The 18,843-nt window shown below is 71.9% G+C and carries 15 protein-coding genes; 9 read left to right on the forward strand and 6 right to left on the reverse strand.

Features of this window, described 5'->3' with window-relative positions:
• Positions 1 to 46 precede the first annotated feature (46 nt).
• The 3 genes from BA062_RS14340 to BA062_RS14350 are packed head-to-tail and all read left to right on the forward strand — an operon-like array spanning position 47 to position 1,891.
• Entirely contained in the window at positions 47 to 319 is a 273-nt protein-coding gene (locus BA062_RS14340; RefSeq protein ID WP_110336532.1) for a hypothetical protein, read from the forward strand.
• Entirely contained in the window at positions 316 to 774 is a 459-nt protein-coding gene (locus tag BA062_RS14345) for a hypothetical protein (protein WP_110336533.1), read from the forward strand. Before BA062_RS14340 ends, BA062_RS14345 begins: the two co-directional genes overlap by 4 nt.
• A complete protein-coding gene (locus tag BA062_RS14350) occupies positions 758 to 1,891 on the forward strand; it encodes an acyltransferase family protein (protein WP_110336534.1) in 1,134 nt (377 codons plus the stop codon). Before BA062_RS14345 ends, BA062_RS14350 begins: the two co-directional genes overlap by 17 nt.
• Here BA062_RS14350 and BA062_RS14355 read toward each other — a convergent pair.
• Together BA062_RS14355 and BA062_RS14360 are read right to left on the reverse strand one after the other, a co-directional pair.
• Positions 1,860 to 3,206 (reverse strand): nicotinate phosphoribosyltransferase, encoded by a 1,347-nt coding sequence (locus tag BA062_RS14355; RefSeq protein WP_110336535.1) that lies wholly within the window; start codon positions 3,204 to 3,206, stop codon positions 1,860 to 1,862. The genes BA062_RS14350 and BA062_RS14355 overlap by 32 nt on opposite strands.
• Positions 3,203 to 3,649: an AMIN-like domain-containing (lipo)protein gene (locus BA062_RS14360; protein ID WP_110336536.1), complete on the reverse strand. Its 447-nt coding sequence runs from the start codon at positions 3,647 to 3,649 to the stop codon at positions 3,203 to 3,205. Before BA062_RS14360 ends, BA062_RS14355 begins: the two co-directional genes overlap by 4 nt.
• 713 nt (positions 3,650 to 4,362) lie before the next feature.
• Between BA062_RS14360 and BA062_RS14365 the strand changes: the two genes are divergently transcribed.
• The 4 genes from BA062_RS14365 (at position 4,363) to BA062_RS14380 (ending at position 8,777) form a co-directional block, all read left to right on the forward strand.
• Positions 4,363 to 5,976, forward strand: a complete 1,614-nt coding sequence (locus BA062_RS14365; RefSeq protein ID WP_342768909.1) for a sensor histidine kinase — start codon at positions 4,363 to 4,365, stop codon at positions 5,974 to 5,976.
• A 98-nt stretch (positions 5,977 to 6,074) separates the two neighbouring features.
• A complete protein-coding gene (gene gap, locus BA062_RS14370; RefSeq protein WP_110336537.1) occupies positions 6,075 to 7,082 on the forward strand; it encodes a type I glyceraldehyde-3-phosphate dehydrogenase in 1,008 nt (335 codons plus the stop codon).
• Between the two features lie 24 nt (positions 7,083 to 7,106).
• Positions 7,107 to 7,604 carry a fructose 1,6-bisphosphatase gene (locus BA062_RS14375; RefSeq protein ID WP_110336538.1) on the forward strand — a complete coding sequence of 166 codons (498 nt, stop codon included), beginning with the start codon at positions 7,107 to 7,109 and terminating at the stop codon, positions 7,602 to 7,604.
• 9 nt (positions 7,605 to 7,613) lie between these two features.
• A complete protein-coding gene (locus BA062_RS14380) occupies positions 7,614 to 8,777 on the forward strand; it encodes a site-2 protease family protein (protein WP_110336539.1) in 1,164 nt (387 codons plus the stop codon).
• Positions 8,778 to 8,784: 7 nt separating this feature from the next.
• On the opposite strand, the gene BA062_RS14385 is transcribed toward BA062_RS14380, so the two are convergent.
• Entirely contained in the window at positions 8,785 to 10,575 is a 1,791-nt protein-coding gene (locus tag BA062_RS14385; protein WP_110336540.1) for a SulP family inorganic anion transporter, read from the reverse strand.
• A 40-nt stretch (positions 10,576 to 10,615) separates the two neighbouring features.
• On the reverse strand, positions 10,616 to 11,602 hold the full coding sequence (locus tag BA062_RS14390) for a universal stress protein (RefSeq protein WP_110336541.1): 987 nt from the start codon (positions 11,600 to 11,602) through the stop codon (positions 10,616 to 10,618).
• 174 nt (positions 11,603 to 11,776) lie between these two features.
• Between BA062_RS14390 and BA062_RS14395 the strand changes: the two genes are divergently transcribed.
• Both BA062_RS14395 and BA062_RS14400 read left to right on the forward strand, forming a co-directional pair.
• The gene (locus tag BA062_RS14395) at positions 11,777 to 12,670 is read left to right on the forward strand and encodes an IS982 family transposase (protein WP_110334493.1); all 894 of its coding nucleotides are present in this window, start codon (positions 11,777 to 11,779) and stop codon (positions 12,668 to 12,670) included.
• Between the two features lie 55 nt (positions 12,671 to 12,725).
• Positions 12,726 to 15,509 (forward strand): cation-translocating P-type ATPase, encoded by a 2,784-nt coding sequence (locus tag BA062_RS14400; RefSeq protein WP_110336542.1) that lies wholly within the window; start codon positions 12,726 to 12,728, stop codon positions 15,507 to 15,509.
• 8 nt (positions 15,510 to 15,517) lie between these two features.
• Here the strand turns inward: BA062_RS14400 and BA062_RS14405 are convergent, their stop codons facing one another.
• Positions 15,518 to 18,217: a cation-translocating P-type ATPase gene (locus tag BA062_RS14405; protein WP_110336543.1), complete on the reverse strand. Its 2,700-nt coding sequence runs from the start codon at positions 18,215 to 18,217 to the stop codon at positions 15,518 to 15,520.
• A complete protein-coding gene (locus tag BA062_RS39825; RefSeq protein WP_168213950.1) occupies positions 18,214 to 18,816 on the reverse strand; it encodes an Rv1733c family protein in 603 nt (200 codons plus the stop codon). The genes BA062_RS14405 and BA062_RS39825 overlap by 4 nt, the downstream gene beginning before the upstream one ends.
• Between the last annotated feature and the right edge of the window lie 27 nt (positions 18,817 to 18,843).

Here is an 18,843-nt window from a genome sequence, read left to right on the forward strand (position 1 = left end):
GCCCACCATCGACACACGTCCTTGCGTTCCGGGGAAGGAGCGACTCATGTCTGTGCCTCAGCTGCCCGGCCCGGCCGAAACCCCCACCATCGAGGTGCGGGTCTACCGCGGTGACGAGCTCATCGAGCGGAACCTCGCCGAATCCGACGAGGAGGCGGCCGCACTCGCGGACTTCTGGGCCGAGGTCGACGGCGTCACGTGCGACATCGACGACCTCGCCGTTCATCACCGGCCTGGCGACATCCTGGAGCCGGGCGCGGCCGAACCTGCCGACGTGGACTACCCGGCGAGTACCGTCCAGGGAGATGCGACATCATGATCACGCAGCGCGCGGGCAGGGAGCGCGAGGAGGCCGGGGCCGTCGGCGAACTCGGCCACCACGACTGCGTCGCCCTCGTCGCCGCACCGCACCACGAGAGGACCGCCCTGGTGTGGGTGGAGGGGTGGCGGCCCCTCCCGCTGGCCTGTTTCGTGTCGTACCAGGGCGACGTGCTGATCCCCACGGGCGAGAACCCGCTGCTCGCCGACACGGTGTGCGGGCGCGCGGTGACGGTGGAGTTCCTCGATCGCGGTGGCGAGTGGGTCGTCCGCGGCACCGGCACGGCGCGCCCGTTGACCCGCGAGGACCTCCCACCTCGCGTGCCGTCGGCGGCGACCGAGCCGGCCATGCTCCATGCCTCCCGCTACGGCATCCACGTGCATGTGAGCCGGTTCTCCGGCACGCGATCGCCCGCCGCCCCGGACAGCGCGGTGCTCCATGGTGGCCACGCCTGAACGGCTGGGTGCGGAGCGGCTCGCAGCCGCCGATAATCTGCGGGCCATGCTGGTGGCGTGGATCATCGGCGGTCACGCCCTGCTCGGGTACTCCGCCATCGGCGGCTGGGCCTACGACGAGCTCAACGAGGTCACGTTCAGCCCGGGGGCCGAGCGGGTGCTCATCACGATTCTCGGCCCGTCCGCGTTGTTCTTCCTGGGTGCCTTCTTCCTGATCGCCGGGTTGTTCACCCCGGGCTCCCGCGAACGGAGGGGAACACGGGCGTTCGTCACGCACCGGACGGTGCGGCTCGGCATCCCGTTCCTGGCCAGCCTGCTCCTGGTGTGGCCGCTGACGCTGTGGCTTGCCTACCGCGCCACGGGCGAGCACGTCTCCTACTGGTGGCTGCTCACGGGCCGCCCGCGGCTGCTGGACTCGGGCTCGCTCTGGTTCGTGGCCGTGCTGCTGATCTTCTCGTTCGCCTACGCCACCGTGGCGAGGCCGCGTCCCGCCCGGGCCGTCCCGGGTGGACGGACCGTGCTGGGTCTCGTGCTCGTGCTCGCGCTGACGACGTTCGCCGTGCGCTTGTGGGTCGCGGCGCGCGACCGCGAGCTGTTCGACCTGCACGTGTGGCTGTGGCCGCAGCTGGCCGCGATGTTCTGGCTGGGGGCCGCGCAGGCGCACACCGGGCTCGCGAGCCGGGTCCCGGACCGGCTCTACCGATGCTGCGGCGTCGCGCTGGCCGGCGTGGTGCTGTCGGTGCCCGTGCTGGCGGTCGCAGCCGGGGTCACCGACGTCGCGGCGGGCTCGGCGGTGTTCCTCGGCGGCCCGCGCTGGGAGGCGCTGCTCTTCGCGACGGTCGAGGCCGCACTGGTGGTTCCCGGGTCGATCTGGCTGCTCGGCGTCGCGCAGCGCCACCTCCACCGCACCAGCGGCTTCGCCTCGGCCGCCGCGCGCGCGTCGTTCGCCGCGTTCATCCTGCAGGGCCCGGTGCTGATCGCCCTCGCCACGGCGGCCCGCCCGCTCCCGATGCCAGCCGGGGTCAAGGCACCCCTGGTCGCCGTGTGCGCGATCGCGTGCTGCTTCGGCCTCGGCCGCCTCGCCGTCACCCGGACCCCGCTGGGCGCGCTGTTGTGAACGCCTGCCGCGTCAGCCGCTCGGTGAGGGCCCGCAAGGCGGGCGAGTGCACGACGCTGATCGGCTCCGGTCCTCGCAGCCACCGGGCTCCCGCTGGCAGCCACGCGAGATCGTTCCGTAGCCGTTCGCGGCCGTCGGCGACGGAGTCCGGCCGGCCCTGCCTGATCCCTCCCCGCATCACCGAGACCAGCATGGGTTCCCTGCCGCCCGGGGTTGCTTCCTCCCGCAAGCACAGCAGATCCGGCTCGTCCGCCGTCGCAGCCCGGTAGACCTGCTTCGCACCCGGTGCGGTGGCCTTGCCCGGGGAAAGCTTGAGCACGGGCCTGCCCGCGTAGTCGACCAGCTTGTAGGCGCTGTCCAGCGACGGCGCGTCGGCGGACACGCCGACCTTGGTGCCGACACCGAACGCGTCGATGGGCGCTCTCTCGGTCACCAGACGGGCGATGTCGTACTCGTCGAGTCCACCACTGGCCATGATCCGTGCGCGGAGGAACCCGGCCTGGTCCAGCAGTCGTCTGGCCAGGTGAGCCAGTGCCCCGAGGTCGCCCGAGTCAAGCCGCACTCCCAGTCGCTCCCCGGGGAGGCCGAACTCGCGCGCGACCTGGATGGCGGTCCGCACACCGCGCTCGGTATCGAAGGTGTCCACAAGAAACACGGCACCAGCCGGAAAGTCGGTGGCGAAGGCGCGAAACGCGAGCGACTCGTCCGCGAAGGCCTGCACGTAGGAATGAGCCATCGTGCCCATCGCGGTGAGACCCCAGGTTCTGGCGGCGGCGACGTTGCTCGTGCCCGCGAACCCGGCGATGGCGCACGCTCTCGCGACCGCGTCGGCCGCCTCCAAGCCGTGGGTCCGCCGGGCCGCGAAGTCGACCAGGTCGGCGTCTGGCGCCGCGAGCACGCACCGGGCGGCCTTCGTCGCCACCGAGGTCTGAAAGGTAACGAAGTTCAGCAACGCCGTCTCGACCAGCTGTGGCTGGGGCAAGGGCGCGGTGACCTCCAGCAAGGGCTCTCCCGCGAACACCACCCTGCCTTCCGGAACGGCCCAGACGTCGCCCTCGAAGCGCAGCGCACGCAGCGCGGCAAGGTCCGGAGGCGGCACCCCCATCGTCCCGGCCAGGTACGCCAGCTCGTCGTCGTCGAACCGAAACCGTTCCAGGAACGCCAGCGAGTCGGCGAGGCCGGCGGCGACAAGGCACCCTCGGTCGGGGGGCAGCCTGCGCGCGAACAGGCTGAACGTCGCCTGCCCGGTCAGGGACCGGCGCAGGTAGCTCACCGCCATCCGGATCTCGTAGAGATCGGTGTGCAGCGCGGTCATGTTGGCCACTGGTGCGCGATGTCGACGACGATCCGCCGGATCTGGTTCGCCGAGTCGAGCACGCTGAACGCCCACATGGGCAGCTTCCCCCGCACGCCGACGGCGAAGGTGCACTGGCCTTCGAAGAAGCCGGCGAACCGCACCGCCCGCAGGGTGCGCCAGCCTGCGAGCTCGGCGGGCGTGTAGAAGTAGTCGCCGGTGCGGGCCGGCGTCGAGCCCGGCTGGTGTCCCTGTTCGTCGAAGCCGAGCGGTGGCGCCAGCACGACCACCTCGAGCGCCGCCGCCCCGGCAACCGGGATCGGGTCGCCGGCGCCGTCCGCGCGCACCACGGGAACGTAACGCACGAAGAAGCCCGCCTGCGCTGGGCCGTTGATGTCGAACACCACACGGTCGAAGCATGCGTGCCTGCCCACCCGCACGAGATACAGCGCTTCCCTGCTCATCCCGGGCGCCGTGTCCTCGCCGGTCGTCCAGCCCCGGGTCTCGGGGCAACGCGCGGGGCGGTGCGGGGGCGCCGCCGTCCGTGGCGCCGTGGGTGAGGCAGGGGGCGCCGGCGTCGCCCGATCGCCGGAGGAAGGTGTGGTCGTGCTCGTCGGCGCGGGGGTTGGCGAGGCTCCCACCTGTCCGCCGGGGTTCGTGCCACCACCGCCGCACGCACCCGCCAGTACCAACACCGCGGCGACAGCCACCGTGCTCAACGCGGTACGCATGATCGTGCCTCCAGTCCACGACCGGATGGTCGCCCACCCAGCCTCGCGGCGCGGCCACCCGCGGACACAGTGCCGCGAGTCCTCGCGCCCGAGGACCTTCGCCACCAGCGCGCTCACTCTACTGTGGACCGACAGCTCGACAAGAATCGCCGCAAGAGGGGGATTCTCCGTTATTCGCCGAGGTGACTCCTCCGAACCGCTGAACAACCGTCTCAAACCGTAACGAACTGCCGGATACGCCCGACCATCCAGCACGATGTCCGACTATTGGGGGGAGCGAACAGACGTGCCATGGCTGACCGACCGGGTGAACAACCAGACGCCGGGCCCGGGTCGTCGCGAGAGCGGCTGACCGGGCTGGAGCTGGACGGCCTGCTCGCCGGCCTGCGACGGCGCGTTGCGGAGATCGCCGACACCCGCGACCGCCTGCAGGGCTGCTGGATGCCGTGCTGGCCGTGGGGACCGGCCTCGACACACACGCCACGCTGGAGCGCGTCGTGCGGGTCGCCGCCGATCTGGTCGACGCCCGCTACGGTGCGCTCGGCGTGCGGGACTCCGACGGCGCCGGGCTCGCCGACTTCGTGCACGCGGGCATCGACGCCAGGACCAGAAGCCGCTTGGGCCACCTACCCGAGGGACACGGGTTGCTCGGGCTGCTCCTCGACGATCCCCGGCCGATTCGCCTGCCGGACATCACCCGCTTCCCCGGTTCGGTCGGCTTTCCGCAAGGGCACCCGGAGATGCGCAGCTTTATTGGAGTCCCGCTGCGCGTCGGCGACCGGGTTTTCGGCAACCTCTACCTGACGGACAAGCGGGGCGCCGACGAGTTCACCGCCGAGGACGAGGTCCTGCTTCTGGCGCTGGCCGCGGCGACGGGCGTCGCGGTGGAGAACGCCCGCCTCTTCGAGCAGTCCCGGCGGCGTGCACGGTGGCTGCGGGCCGTCTCCGAGACGAACGCGAGGCTGCTCTCCGGCTCCCCGGTCGAGGCAGCTCTGCAGGCGATCGCGGAGTCCGCGCGCGAGCTGTCGGCCGCCTCCGCGGTGCTGATCCTCCTGACCGACGCCGAGGGGACCGCGCTGTCGGTGGGCGCCGTGGCAGGCGACAAGCTCGAAGAGCTACTCGGAGCCCGTATCGCCGTCGACGACCCGCTGCTCGAGGAGGTCCTCCGCTCCGGTGCACCGCGCGCGTTCGGGGACCTCGCCTCCCTTCCCCACCTCGGCCCACGCCTGGTGGAGCAAGGTTTCGGGCCCGCGATGGTAGTGGTGCCCGAGGCGGCCTCGCGGGCCCGCGTCGTGCTGGTGTCCCTGCGAGACAAGGGCGCGGCACGCTCCACCCTGGAACAGGCGCCGCTGCTCTCCTCGTTCGCCGCGCAGGCCACGCTCGCCCACGAGTTCGCCGAGCAGCAGCACGACCGGCGGCAGCTCGACCTGCTGGCCGACCGCGACCGGATCGCCAAGGAGCTCAACGACCACGTCATCCGGCGGTTGTTCGCCACCGGCATGGACCTGCAGGGCAGCCTGCGCCGCATCGCCGATCCGCGTGCCAGGGCTCAGATACACGGCCTGGTGGGCCAGCTCGACCGCATCGCCCGCGAGATCCGCACCTCCGTCTTCGACCTGCACACCGCGGAGACACGGCCGGAGAGTCTGCGGCACAAGCTGTTCGACATCGTTACCGAGCTCACCGCGGACACCGTCCTCACGCCGACCATCCGGGTGGACGGCACGGTGGACGGCCGCCTGCCGGCCCACCTCGTCGAGCACGTGCAGGCCGTCGTCAGGGAGGCACTCAGCAACGCCGTGCGCCATTCCGGCGCCACCGACGTCACCGTCGACGTGCGCACCGATGACACCGTGACCGTCGTCGTCGCGGACAACGGCAGGGGTATACCCGCGGGACGTCGCTCCAGCGGCCTGGCCAACCTTCACCGCCGGGCCCGCGCGTGCGGTGGCGCGGCCTTCGTCACCGGCGCACCGGGCGAAGGCACCACGCTGACATGGGTCGCTCCGCTGCACCGCGGCCACGGGGCGGATGAGCAGCGGGCAGCGGAAGACCTCTAGGCCGGGGACTTCCGGCCCTGTGGCTTGGCAACAGTGGCGACGAGCCTGGGAGCGACACCGGCATCTTCGCCGGTTCCGCCACCACGAGGAGGAGACCGATGACGACCCGCCTCGCCATCAACGGGTTCGGCAGAATCGGGCGCGACGTGCTGCGCTGCGTGCTCGACCGGGGACGAGAGGACATCGACGTCGTCGCCGTGAACGACCTCACCTCGCCCGAGACGCTCGCCCACCTGCTGGAGTACGACTCCACCTACGGCAGGCTGCCCTACGACGTCTCCGTGCACGACTCGGTCATCGAGGTGGGTGACCAGCGGATCCACGCCTTCGGCGCCGCTGACCCGGCCAAGCTCCCGTGGGGGGCCCACGAGGTGGACGTGGTGCTCGAGTCGACCGGCCGCTTCCGCACCCGCGAGGCCGCAGCGAAGCACCTCGACGCTGGAGCCCGCAAGGTGGTGATCTCGGCGCCGGGCAAGGACGTCGACGCCACGCTCGTGCTGGGCGTGAACGAGGACACCTACGACCCTGCCGCACACCACGTCGTCTCCAACGCGTCCTGCACGACCAACTGCGTGGCGCCCATGATCCTGGTACTGCACCGCGCTTTCGGGGTGCGCAGGGGGCTCATGACCACGATCCACAGCTACACCAACGACCAATCGCTGCTGGATGGCCCGCACAAGGATCTCCGCAGGGCCCGGTCGGCGGCCGTCAACCTCATCCCCACCAACACCGGCGCGGCACGAGCGATCGGCACGGTCATCCCCGAGCTGGCCGGCAGGCTCGACGGCGTCGCCGTGCGCGTGCCGGTGGAGGACGGGTCGCTGACCGACCTCACCGTCGAGCTGGACACGCCGGTCACGACCGGGCAGCTGAACCGCGCCTTCGCCGACGCCGCCGCGGGCCCGCTCAAGGGAATCCTGCGCTACACGGAGAAACCCATCGTGTCCCGCGACATCGTGGGCGACCCGGCGTCGTGCGTCTTCGACGCCGAGCTCAGCAAGGCCGAGGAGAACATCGTCAAGGTCTTCGGCTGGTACGACAACGAATGGGGCTACGCCAACCGCACCGTCGACCTCGTCGACCTCATCGCCAAAACCCTCTGACACGAGCGGAGGAGCAGCAACATCATGACCACTCTCAGCATCATCAAGGCCGATACCGGCGGATTCGTCGGGCGCTCCGCCGTGCACCCGGTCCTGCTCGCCTCCGCCCGGGACGCGCTGTACTCGGCGGTGGGCGACGGGCTCCTGCCCGACGGGCGCACCGCCGCGTGCGGCGACGACCTCTCGCTGAGAGCGGCCCAGGAGCACGGCCCTGACTACACCCGCATCCACGAGCACGCGCACCCGAGCCGGTTCGACGACCCGCCCCGCGTGGTGGCGCTCGGCTTCGAAATCCGCGACGGCGAGCTCGCCGGCCCGAGGGACATCTTCGTCGATCCCGCGTTCGACCGGGCACGGGCGCAGGCCAACGAGGCGATGGACTACCTGCGCCGCCACGGCCCCTTCGAACCGCACCGCCTTCCGCTGGAGGACCTGGAGTACACGACGATGCGGGTGCTCGGGGAACGCATGGCGCCACGATGGCGGCCGATGGCTCCGGACCCGGTCACCACACCCGGCTGAGGACGTCCCATGTTCCGGGGTGCGATTCCACTCGGCCGGGTCGCGGGGATCGCCGTCGGCGCGCACTGGTCCGTGCTCATCGCCGTGCTCCTCTTCGCGCAGATCCTCGCGATTCAGGTGCTCCCCGAGACCGCCCCCGGCATCGCCAGGGGCTGGTACTGGGTCGCCGCCGTGGGCATCGCACTGTGTCTGATGGGCTCGCTGCTGGCCCATGAGCTCGCGCATGCTCTGCTGGCCCGCCACTACGGGATCACCGTCGAGCGGATCACGCTGTGGCTGCTCGGCGGTGCGGCACAGCTGGAGCGGGAACCGCCCACGGCGCGGGCCGACTTCCTCATCGCGTTGGTGGGTCCGGCCACGAGCGCCGGTCTCGGTGGGGTGTTCTGGGCGGCCGCCGCGGTCGGTGATCCCGCGCTGCCCCGGCTGCTCGTCGCGGGCCTGCTGTGGCTCGCGGTGGTGAACATCGCGCTCGGTGTCTTCAACCTGCTGCCCGGCACGCCGCTCGACGGCGGGCGCGTGCTGCGCGCGGCGGTCTGGAAGGTCACTGGAGACCGGGCGCGGGCAGCCAGGGTCGCCGCGCGCGGCGGCCAGGTGCTGGGCACCGTGCTCGTGGGACTCGGTATCGCCGAGATCCTGCTGCTCCGGCAACTTGGTGGGCTGTGGCTCGCACTGGTCGGCTGGTTCCTCACCACCGCCGCGCAGACCGAACTGGCCGGCGAGCGGGTGCGCACCCTGCTCGGGGACCTCCCGGTGAGCGCGATCATGACCAGGGAGCCCGTGGTGGCGCCGGGCTGGTGGACGGTGCGGGCGTTCCTCGACCGCACCGCCAGGACCGCCCGGCGGCGCGTGTTCCCGGTGGTGTCCTTCGAAGGCGCGCCCATCGGTGTGGTCAACCTCGGCGAGCTGGCGAAGCTAACCCCGGACCAGCGTATGACCACGACGGTCGCCGCAGCCTGCCGCATGCCACCCTCGGTGACGATTGCCGACGCCGGAACCCCCGTGGTGGACGTGCTCAAGACCGTCGCGCTGCGGCCGGGTCGCGACCTTCTGCTGGTGCGCGAGGGCAGCGCGCTCGCCGGTGTGATGTCGGCCGGAGATCTCAGCAGGACGCTGGAGCTGGCGGCGCTGGCGGACGCGGCGCCCACGCCACGAGCCGGCGCGGGCGACCGGTGAGCAGGCGTCACGGAGCACCGGGCTCGGGCCGCATCGGGTCCGGAGGCACCTCGGGGGCGACCATCCCGGGCGGCAGTTCCCCGTGGCGTTCGGTATAGGCACGCACGTAGGCCGCGACCGCGCTCGGCAGCGTCATGAACAGCCGGCCGGCGCCGATCCGCTCGACGAGCCCGGCCGCCTCCAGTTTGTCGCGCAGGTCCTGCTTCACCCTCGCCATGCCGAACGTGATGCCCCGGCGGGCCAGCTCGGCGCGCAGCTGTTCCAGCGCGTCGGCCCCGGTGACGTCGATCTCCACGTTGGCCTCGGCGTTGAGCACGAACCACTCCACCGGTCCGCCGCGCACGGCGGGCGAGTCGAGAGCTTCCAGTGCCCTGCGACGGAAGTCGTCCGCGTTGGCGAAGCACAGCGGCGCGTCGTAACGGTAGACGACCAGCCCGGGAACGGGCCGGGCCCGCGGGTAGTCGTCGACGTCGTGCATACCGGGAACCCCCGGCACGTAGCCCAGGATCGCGTCGTGCGGCCTCGCCAGCTTGCGCATCAGGTCCATGATGGACAGAGCGACGGCGGCCACCACCCCGTAGAGCACGCCGAGCCCCAGCACCGCGACGGTCGTGCCGAGGGCCAGCAGCAGCTCACTACGCCGGAACCGGGCCATCCGGCGGAACTCCGGCAGCTCCACCAACCGCAGCGCCGCGTACACCACGAGCGCGGCCAGCGCCGCGACGGGGAAGCGGGCGAGCAGCGGTCCCGCCGCGAGCAGGGTGACGACCACCCAGAGCAGGGTCACCACCGAGTACAGCTGTGTACGGCCGCCGAGCGCGTCGCCGAGTGCGGTGCGGCTGCCACTGCAGCTGACCGGGAAGCCGTGGAACAGCCCTGCCGACACGTTGATGGCGCCGAGCGCGGCCAGCTCTCGGTTGGCGTCCACGCGCTGGCCCTGCCGGTCGCCGAACGCGCGCGCCGTCAGCACGTTGTCCGAGAAGCCGACGATCGCGATCCCGACCGCGGGCAGCAGCAATGTGGCCAGGTCGCCGGGCAAGACACTCGGCAGGCCGGACGCGGGGAAACCGGCCGGGATGTCGCCGACGACACCGATTCCGTACTGCTGCAGGGAGAAGACCGACACGACTACCGTCGCGAGCAGCACGGCGAACAGCGGGCCCGGCAGCCTGGGCACGAGCCGGTCGGCCAGCAGCAACGCCAGCAGGATGGCCGATCCGAGCGCGAACGTGGGCCAGTGCAGCGTCTCCACGTGCTGCGTGAACGAACGCACCTGCGCGACGAAGCTCTCCCCGTCGACCTCGACGCCGGTGAACCTGCCGAGCTGGCTCGCGATCATGATGACCGCGATGCCGCTGAGATAGCCGACGAGCACGGGCTTTGAGAGCAGCTCGGCGAGGAAGCCTAGCCGCACGAGCCTGCCGAGCAGGCACACTCCGCCCACCAGCACGGCGAGTGTGGCGGCCAGAGCCGCGTACCGGCCTGGGTCGCCCGCCGCGAGCGGCGCGAGTGCCGCCGCCGTCATGAGCGCGGTCGTGGACTCCGGCCCCACCGACAGCTGCCGCGACGACCCGATCAACACATACACCGCGAGGGGGCCGAGCGCCGCCCAGAGCCCGGTGACCGGGGGCAGTCCCGCGACCGACGCGTACGCCATCACCTGCGGGACGAGGTAGGCGGCGACCGTCACGCCCGCGAGCACGTCGCCGCGCAGCCAGCCACGCCGGTACCCGCGGAACTGGCCCAGCCCGGGCAGGATCCGCACCCAGCGGGGTGGCCGCGCGTCGGGTCGGCTCATCTCCCCACGGTGGTCACCGGGGACGGCCGCGGGTAGGGGCTCAAGTCACCGAAGCGTCGGGCGCCACCACCGCGACCGCGCAGCGTGCCCCGTGCATGACGGCCTGGCTTGTCGAGCCGAGCAGCACCCCGCCGACCCGGCCGCGCCCGTGCGTCCCGACCACGATCAGCTGCGCCTGCGCGGCCACGGCGAGCAGCGCCTCCGCGGGACGGCTGGCCCGCATGGACAGCTCCCGCACCTGGACCTGGGGGTACTTCTCGCGCCAGCCCTCGAGGCCGCGCCGGAGGAACTTCTCCTGCGCCGCAGCGGCCTCGTCGGTCTCCTCGCGAGACGGCAGCCCACGCCAGGCGTCGTAGGCCGAGTCCTCGAGCCAGGACCGGACGGCCAGCAGCGGCACGTTCCTCGCCGCCGCGGCCTCGAACGCGAACGCGAGCGTCTCGTCGGACACGGGAGACTCGCCCACCCCGACCACGACGGGGCCGTCAGCGGTCAGCGCGTCGGCGGACGGCACCACGACCACCGGGCAACGTGCGTGTGCCGCCACCGCGACCGCGACCGACCCCAGCGCGAGCCTGCGCAAGGCGCCAAGGCCCCGCGAGCCGAGCACGAGCAGACCGGCGTGCTCTGACGCCTCGGTGAGCACGTCCCGCGGCGCGCCCGGCCGCACCTCCCGCTCGACCGGCACGGACGCGCCCTCGAGACCGGCCGCCGCCTCGGCGTCACGCAACCACGCCTGCCCGAACTCGTGCAGCGCCTCCTCGTACCCGGGAGGCAGCGCAGCCCTGGCCCGGGGTGTCATCGGCGGCAGCCCGCAGGCGTGCAGCAGGACGAGCGGTACCCCGCGGCGGTGCGCCTCCGCGGCGGCCCAGCACGCCGCGACCTCGGCTGTCTCCGAGCCGTCGACGCCCACCACCACGGGCCGTGGCGGCTCCACCGGAGCCGGTGCGCTCGGCTTCTCCTGTGCTCGTGCGCGCGGGTAGCTCTCGGACTCCAGATAGGACCAGATCGCGCGATCGACGTCCCTCATGGCTTGTTCCTCCCGTGTCGTCACCTGGCCACAACGGTTGTCCGGCAGCGGCGAGGCAGCAAGGGACCAACGCCACTCACCGGAGGGACACAGGTGGGCCGTTCGGCCCTAGACGAGTAAGTCCTAAGTCTGGGTGGTGTTCGGAGACGGGCGAAGGGTGTTCAAGATCAGTTTGTGAGGACCGACTTGAACACCCTTCTGACCGCACTGTACGTCAAGATCGATGACCATCTGGGCAGGCCATCACGCATGGGGCGGCCGCCTCGTCTCACCGACGCCGAGCTGGTCACGCTTGCGGTGGCCCAGGCCCTTCTGGGCGTGCGGTCGGAGGCCCGCTGGCTGCGGTTCGTCCCCGCGCACCTGCCCGGAGCGTTCCGGTATCTCCCCGGACAGTCCGGCTACAACAAGCGGCTGCGCGCCGCTTCCCCGCTGCTCAAACGCGTGATCCGAATGCTCGCACTCGACACCGACCTGTGGGCCGACACCACGTGGGTGGTCGACTCCACCCCGGTCGAATGCGCCCGCTCCCGGCCCACGGTCAAGCGATCGGCACTGGCCGGATGGGCTGGTTATGGCTACTGCGCCAGCCATTCCCGCTTCTTCTGGGGACTGCGCCTGCACCTGATCTGCACCCCGGCAGGCCTGCCGATCACGTGGGCCCTGGCCGACCCGAAGATCGACGAACGGCAGGTCTTGATGGCCGTGCTCGACCACGACCCCGAGGTGCTGGCCGATCGACCCGGCCTGCTGATCATCGCCGACAAGGGCTACGCGTCCCGCGAGCTGGATCGCTACCTGGCCGACCGTGGGATACGGCTGTGGCGTCCCTCGTATCGCAACCGCGCCCCGCATCCAGCGCAGCACCTGCTCAAACCGGTCCGGCAACTGATCGAGTCGGTCAACGACACCCTCAAGGGCCAACTTGACCTCGAGCTACACGGCGGCCGCACCATCGACGGTGTGACCGCCCGCATCGCACAGCGACTGCTCGCCATGACCGCCGCCATCTGGCACAACCGCGCCACCGGCCAGCCCGTCACCCGATCCCTCATCGCGTTCGACCACTGAGCAGATAGGAATTACTCGTCTAGGTGTGCCGTGACGGGCTCGGAATGCTCGACGGATGGTGCCGGAGCTGGATGAGGACGCACGCACGACCGATCCCCGCGAACCCGCGTCACTGCTCTTGCGGGACCTGCGGACCAAGCCGAGCGGCCTGCCGGGAAGGGAGGCCGCCAGACGGCTGGTGGTCTACGGCCCGAATGAGCTGGTCCGGCACCGTGGCCGGGAGTGGCCGAGGCAGCTGCTCCGGCAGCTGACCCACCCACTGGCCCTGCTGCTATGGCTCGCGGCCGCGCTCGCCTTCGTGGCGGGCACCACGCCGCTCGGGATCGCCATCGTGGCCGTGATCGTACTCAACGCGGCGCTGGCGTTCGCGCAGGAACGGCAGGCGGAGCAAGCCGTCGAGGCGCTGGCCGCCTACCTGCCCGCGAAGGCCACCGTGCTGAGGGACGACACGCGCGTCCTCGTCGAGGCCCGCGACCTCGTACCCGGTGACGTGCTGATCATCGATGAGGGCGACCGCGTCTCCGCCGACGCGCGACTCCTCGACGGTGAGGTCGAGGTGGACATGTCGGCCCTGACCGGCGAGTCGATGCCCGCGTACCGCTCGGCGGAGCTGACAGACGTCACCGGATCCCTGCTGGACGCCCGCGATGTCGTGTTCAGCGGCACCAGCTGCACCGGCGGCGAGGCACGGGCGGTGGTGTTCGCCACCGGCATGCGAACCGAACTCGGCAAGATCGCGGCGCTGTCCCAGCGCGTCGGACACGACGAAAGTCCGCTGGAACGGCAAGTGAAGCGGGTCGCGTGGCTCATCGCCGCGGTCGCCGTCGGTGTCGGCACGGCGTTCCTTCCGCTCGGTGCGCTCGTGGCTGGGCTGCCGCTCGGTGACGCGTTCAACTTCGCCATCGGCCTGCTCGTCGCGAACGTCCCGGAGGGTCTGCTGCCCACGATCACGCTGGCGCTGGCCGTGGGCGTGCGGGTGCTGGCGCGCGGCGGGGCGGTGGTGAAACGGCTCTCCGCCGTCGAGACCCTGGGCTCCACCACGGTGATCTGCACGGACAAGACCGGCACCCTGACGCAGAACCACATGCGCGTCACCGAGCTGTGGACTCCGGCGGGAGCGGGGAGCCCGGACCCGGCACTCCCGCACTCCCCCGCCGTGACCGCACTGGCCGCCTCCGTCACGGCGTGCAACAACGCCGAGCTCGACCCGGGCGATCCCGAGCACGCGACCGGCGATCCGACCGAGGTGGCGCTGCTGCGCGCCGCCGCGGCGCTCGGTGCGGGCACCTCGCCGACGCGGCGTGATCGCGACCGCATACGGCAGTTCCACTTTGACCCCGCGCTCCGCATCATGTCCACAGTAGACAGCTCGGCACACCGGCGGGTCGTCAACGTCAAGGGCGCGCCGGAGGCCGTGCTGGCGCGGGTCACCCAGATCGTCGCACCAGACGGCACCTCGAAGCCCCTGGACGCCGTCGACCGCGCGGCGGTTTCTGAGGTCGTCTCCGGCTACGCCCACCGTGGGCTGCGGCTGCTCGCGGTGGCGCGGCGCGAGCTCGCGGCGGGCGAGGACGTGCCCACCAGGAGGGAGGACGCCGAACGCGACCTGACGCTACTCGGCGTGGTCGCGATCTTCGACCCGCCGAGGCCGGAGGTCGCCGACGCGGTGGCCCGCTGCCACACCGCGGGCATCCGGCTCATCGTGGTGACCGGCGACCACGGCCTCACGGCCCGCGAGGTTGCCAGACAGGTCGGGATCGCGACCGAGCAAACGCCGGTGATCACCGGTGCGGAGCTGGAGGCGATGCCCGAAGCGGAGCTCGACGCCCTGCTGGCCGGAGGGAAGGAACTGATCTTCGCGCGCAGTTCCCCCGAGGTGAAGCTACGCATCGCGGACGCGCTACGGGAGCAGGGCAACGTGGTCGCGATGACCGGCGACGGCGTGAACGACGCACCGGCGTTGCGCCGTGCCGACATCGGTGTGGCGATGGGCGTCGCGGGCACCGACGTGGCCCGCGAGGCGTCGACGATGGTCCTCACCGACGACAACTTCGCCACGATCGTCACCGCGGTCCAGGCCGGCAGGCGCGTCTACGACAACGTCCGCAAGTTCATTGTCTACATCTTCGCCCACGCGACCCCGGAGGTCCTCCCCTTCCTGCTGTTCGCCCTGTCTGGCGGGCAGATCCCGCTACCACTGACGGTGCTGCAGATCCTCGCGATCGACCTCGGCACCGAGACCCTGCCCGCGCTGGCCCTCGGCCGGGAGCCCGCCGAGCCGGGCCTGATGAACCGGCCACCCCGGCGCCGTACCGAGAACGTCATCAACGCCCGGATGCTCGGAAGGGCATGGGGCCTGCTGGGCGGGGTCTCCGCCGTGCTGGTGCTCGCGGGCTTCTTCCTCACCCTCGTGGCGGGCGGCTGGACCCCCGGCGATCCAGTCGACGCGGGCGCACCATTGCACGGGGTCTGGGAGCAGGCCACCACGATGACGTTCCTCGGCATCGTCGCGTGTCAGATCGGGACGGCGTTCGCCTCCCGCACCCAGCACGCGTCCCTGCGCACGATCGGGCCGTGGAGCAACCGGCTGCTGCTGTGGGGGATCGCCTTCGAGGTGGTGTTCGCGGCGGCCGTGGTCACCGTCCCCGCGCTGCAGGACGTCTTCGGCACCGCACTGCCGCCGCTGGAACAGCTCGCGCTGCTCGCGGCGTTCCCGGTGCTCGTGTGGGGCGCCGACGAGCTGTGGCGGCTGTGGCTGCGGGCCCGGCCTGCCACCGGCGCCCCTGCCGGGACCCCGGAGAGGCGCCCCGTCGGGACGGCAGGCCGGGGTAGTTCGTGAGGATCGGCTCAGCGACGGCGCAGCACCGCCCAGAGGAGCTTGTCGGCCTCGACCACGGCGAACGCGAGCGCGGCGATGCCCAGCGCGCGGAGCCAGGCGGCGATCCCGATCGGAGCCGTGCCGAAGAGAACGTTCATTCCCGGCAGGTAGGTGAACAGCAGCTGCAGTCCCACCATCGCGGCGACCGAGGGCACCAGCACCGGATTGCGGCCCAGCCTTGTGGTGAGCACCGTCGCGTCGAGTGTGCGGCAGCTGATCAGATAGGCGATCTGCACGGCCACGAACACCGCGACCGCGGACGTCCTCGCCTCGTCGGGAGAAGCCCCGGCACCCAGTTCCCATTCGTAGGTGAGAAAGGCGGCGCCGAGCAACAGCGCCGACACGAGGCAGATCCGGCGCAGCAACCCGGCTGTGAGCAGCGGCTGCCGCGGTGGCCTTGGCGGCCGGCTCATGATTCCCGGTTCCCTGGGTTCGAAGGCCATCGTGAGGCCGAGGAGCACGGCCGTGGTCATGTTGATCCACAGGATCTGCACCGGCAGAATCGGCAGCCCCACGCCGGCGAGCACGGCGGCGACCACGACCAGTCCTTCGCCGACGTTGGTCGGCAGGGTCCAGGCGAGGAACTTGCGCAGGTTGTCGAAGACCCCCCGTCCCTCTTCGACGGCGGACTCGATGGAGGCGAACCGGTCGTCGACGAGCACCATGTCCGCGGCCTGACGCGCGGCATCGGTGCCACCCCGCCCCATGGCCACACCGATATCCGCCTGTCGCAGCGCCGGTGCGTCGTTCACGCCGTCGCCCGTCATGGCCACCACATGCCCCTGCCGCAACAGTGAGCGCACGAGCCGCAGCTTCTGCTCGGGGGAAACCCGGGCGAACAGGGCGGTCCTGCCGACCGCCGCGTCGAGCCGGTCGCCGTGGAGCCGCTCCAGGTCGGCCCCGGTGAGCACCGGAATCCCAGGCCCCGCCTCGACCACCGAGACGGCCGCACCCACCGACCGCGCGGTCCCGGCGTGATCGCCGGTGATCATCTTGACCTCGATACCCGCGTCGTGGCACGCGCGCACGGCCGCGGCGGCATCCTCGCGCGGCGGATCCTGCATGGCCTGGAAACCCAGCAGCGTCAGATCGCCGCGCTCGATGCGCTCGGCCACCGAACCGGTCCCCGGCTCGATACGCGCGAACGCGAGCACCCGGAGTCCCCTGTCGACGAGCGCACCGTGCAGGTGCCGGGCCGAGACGCGGTCGACCGGGGCGCGAAGCCCGCGCGCGTCCAGCTCGGACCCGCAGCGAGCGAGGACCTCCTCGACCGCGCCCTTCACATAACCGACGTTGCCGGTGTGCACCGTTCCCATCAGTCGCCGCTCCGAGGTGAACGGCAGCACATCCCACCGGAGATGCCGGTCCCGGAGCGCCACGGGATCGAGCCCGGCGCCGGCCGCCGAACGGTGGAGCGCCGTCTCGGTCGGGTCTCCGGCGGCCACCCGCCGGCCGTCCGCTGTCCCCCGGGGTTCGGCGTCGTTGCAGAGCACGCCCGCGAGCAGTGTCTGGCGCAGCGCCTCGTCCTGAGCCGCACCGGCCTCGCGCACTCCCAGCACGGGGCCCCTGCTGCCCGCGGCGAGCGCGGTGACCGTCATCCGGTTCTCGGTGAGCGTGCCGGTCTTGTCGGTGCAGATCACGGTGGTGCTGCCGAGCGTCTCGACAGCGGGCAGGTGACGCACGACCGCCTTGCGCCGTGACATGCGCACCACGCCGATCGCGAGCACGATCGACACCGCGGCGGGCAGGCCCTCCGGGATCGCGCCGACGGCGAGCGCCACCGCGGCCGTGAACATGTCGGCGACGGGCAGCCCTCTGGCGAGCCCGACGCCGAACGTCAGCGCCGCCACGACGACGATCGCGAGCGTCAGCCAGCGGGCGAAGCGCGCGAGTTTCCGGGTCAACGGCGTGGCCTCGGGTTCGGTCGCGGCGACCAGCCGCTGGATCTCCCCGAGCTGGGTCCTGGTGCCGGTCGCGGTGACGAGGAGTTCGCCGGAGCCCCTTGCCACCACCGTGCCGGAGTAGAGCATGTTCGCCCGGTCGGCGAGCAGCGTCCCGGAAGGGAGGCGATCGGTGTGCTTCGCCGCCGGTTCGGACTCACCGGTGAGCGCCGACTCGTCGGCTTCCAGCAGCCGGGCGTCGGCGATCCTGCCGTCAGCCGGCACGCGATCTCCCGCGGTGAGGCGCACCAGGTCGCCTGGCACGAGATCCTCCACGGGAAGACGGCGGGCGACGCCCGCGCGCACCACTGTCGTCTCCGTGGGGACGATGCGGCTCAGCGCCTCGAGCGCCCGCTGGGCACGCGACTCCTGCACGTAGCCCACGAGCATGTTCACCACGACGACGCCGCCGATCACGACGGCGTCGACGCCCTCGCCGAGCGCCGCCGACACGGCGGCGGCGACGAGCAGCACGTAGATGAGCGGGTTGTGCAGCTGGCCGATGAGCCTGCGCACCACGCCCGGCCCGCCGGTGACGGCCAGGCTATTCGGGCCGGACGCGGCGAGCCGCTCGGCCGCCTCGGCGTCCCCCAGCCCCCGGCCGGGGGCCGTGGTGAGTGCCGAGGCGACCTCGTCCACGGACAGTGTGTGCGCCTCCCCCGCGGCGATCTCACCGGACGATCGTGTCGTCGAAACCGGCGTCGGCCCGCGTGCCGCGTCACCGCTCATCGCCGGGGCTGCGGATCGATGTCCGCCCATTCCCGTTCCCACTGCGCGAAGCGGCGGCGGTCGATCGCCCTGCGCACGAGCCAGTACCCGCCCGCGCACGCGACCACCGTGCCCAGCCACAGGCTCACCGCGACGGCGATGCCGTCCCAGACGGCGGTGGTCGCCGTCAGCGGCGGGCGCGTGAGGTTGCCGCGCTGGTCGAGCCAGACATGGACCGCGCTTCCCGTGGGAGACCCCGCTTCGGCGCGGACCGTCCCGGTTCGCCGCGTGCCGTCGGGCAGCAGCCACTCCGCCTTGACCGCGGTCTCGTCCCTGCTGGCGCCGCCGTGCGCCGACAGCGGTGCGGGCGGGGCGTCGGCGACGAGCGTGGCCTCGGCCCTATGCCGTTCGCGGGCCTGGACGGCGGCGGCCCGCTCGTCACTGGCATAGGTCTCCGACCCCGCCGCGGCCGCGAACGGCAGCACCACCAACGGTGTCAGGATCGCCAGGAACAGCACCCCGCCCTCCAGCCGGTCCCAGCCCCGGGCGAGGGGGCTCCGGCCCGGCCAGATCCGCCGGAGCAGCCGTTCCGTCCACGACACGCGCTCTACGGTCTCCACGACCATCGCCTCCCTCGAAGCCGGTTC

Source organism: Prauserella flavalba (assembly GCF_003202235.1).
Taxonomy (GTDB): Bacteria; Actinomycetota; Actinomycetes; order Mycobacteriales; family Pseudonocardiaceae; genus Prauserella_A; species Prauserella_A flavalba.

Excerpts from the sequence above, each read along its gene's own strand:
- BA062_RS14340 (WP_110336532.1), top strand. The coding sequence starts at position 47 with ATGTCTGTGCCTCAGCTGCCCGGCCCGGCCGAAACCCCCACCATCGAG.
- BA062_RS14345 (WP_110336533.1), top strand. The coding sequence starts at position 316 with ATGATCACGCAGCGCGCGGGCAGGGAGCGCGAGGAGGCCGGGGCCGTC.
- BA062_RS14350 (WP_110336534.1), top strand. The coding sequence starts at position 758 with ATGGTGGCCACGCCTGAACGGCTGGGTGCGGAGCGGCTCGCAGCCGCC.
- BA062_RS14355 (WP_110336535.1), bottom strand. The coding sequence starts at position 3,206 with ATGACCGCGCTGCACACCGATCTCTACGAGATCCGGATGGCGGTGAGC.
- BA062_RS14360 (WP_110336536.1), bottom strand. The coding sequence starts at position 3,649 with ATGAGCAGGGAAGCGCTGTATCTCGTGCGGGTGGGCAGGCACGCATGC.
- gap (WP_110336537.1), top strand. The coding sequence starts at position 6,075 with ATGACGACCCGCCTCGCCATCAACGGGTTCGGCAGAATCGGGCGCGAC.
- BA062_RS14375 (WP_110336538.1), top strand. The coding sequence starts at position 7,107 with ATGACCACTCTCAGCATCATCAAGGCCGATACCGGCGGATTCGTCGGG.
- BA062_RS14380 (WP_110336539.1), top strand. The coding sequence starts at position 7,614 with ATGTTCCGGGGTGCGATTCCACTCGGCCGGGTCGCGGGGATCGCCGTC.
- BA062_RS14385 (WP_110336540.1), bottom strand. The coding sequence starts at position 10,575 with ATGAGCCGACCCGACGCGCGGCCACCCCGCTGGGTGCGGATCCTGCCC.
- BA062_RS14390 (WP_110336541.1), bottom strand. The coding sequence starts at position 11,602 with ATGAGGGACGTCGATCGCGCGATCTGGTCCTATCTGGAGTCCGAGAGC.
- BA062_RS14400 (WP_110336542.1), top strand. The coding sequence starts at position 12,726 with ATGGTGCCGGAGCTGGATGAGGACGCACGCACGACCGATCCCCGCGAA.
- BA062_RS14405 (WP_110336543.1), bottom strand. The coding sequence starts at position 18,217 with ATGAGCGGTGACGCGGCACGCGGGCCGACGCCGGTTTCGACGACACGA.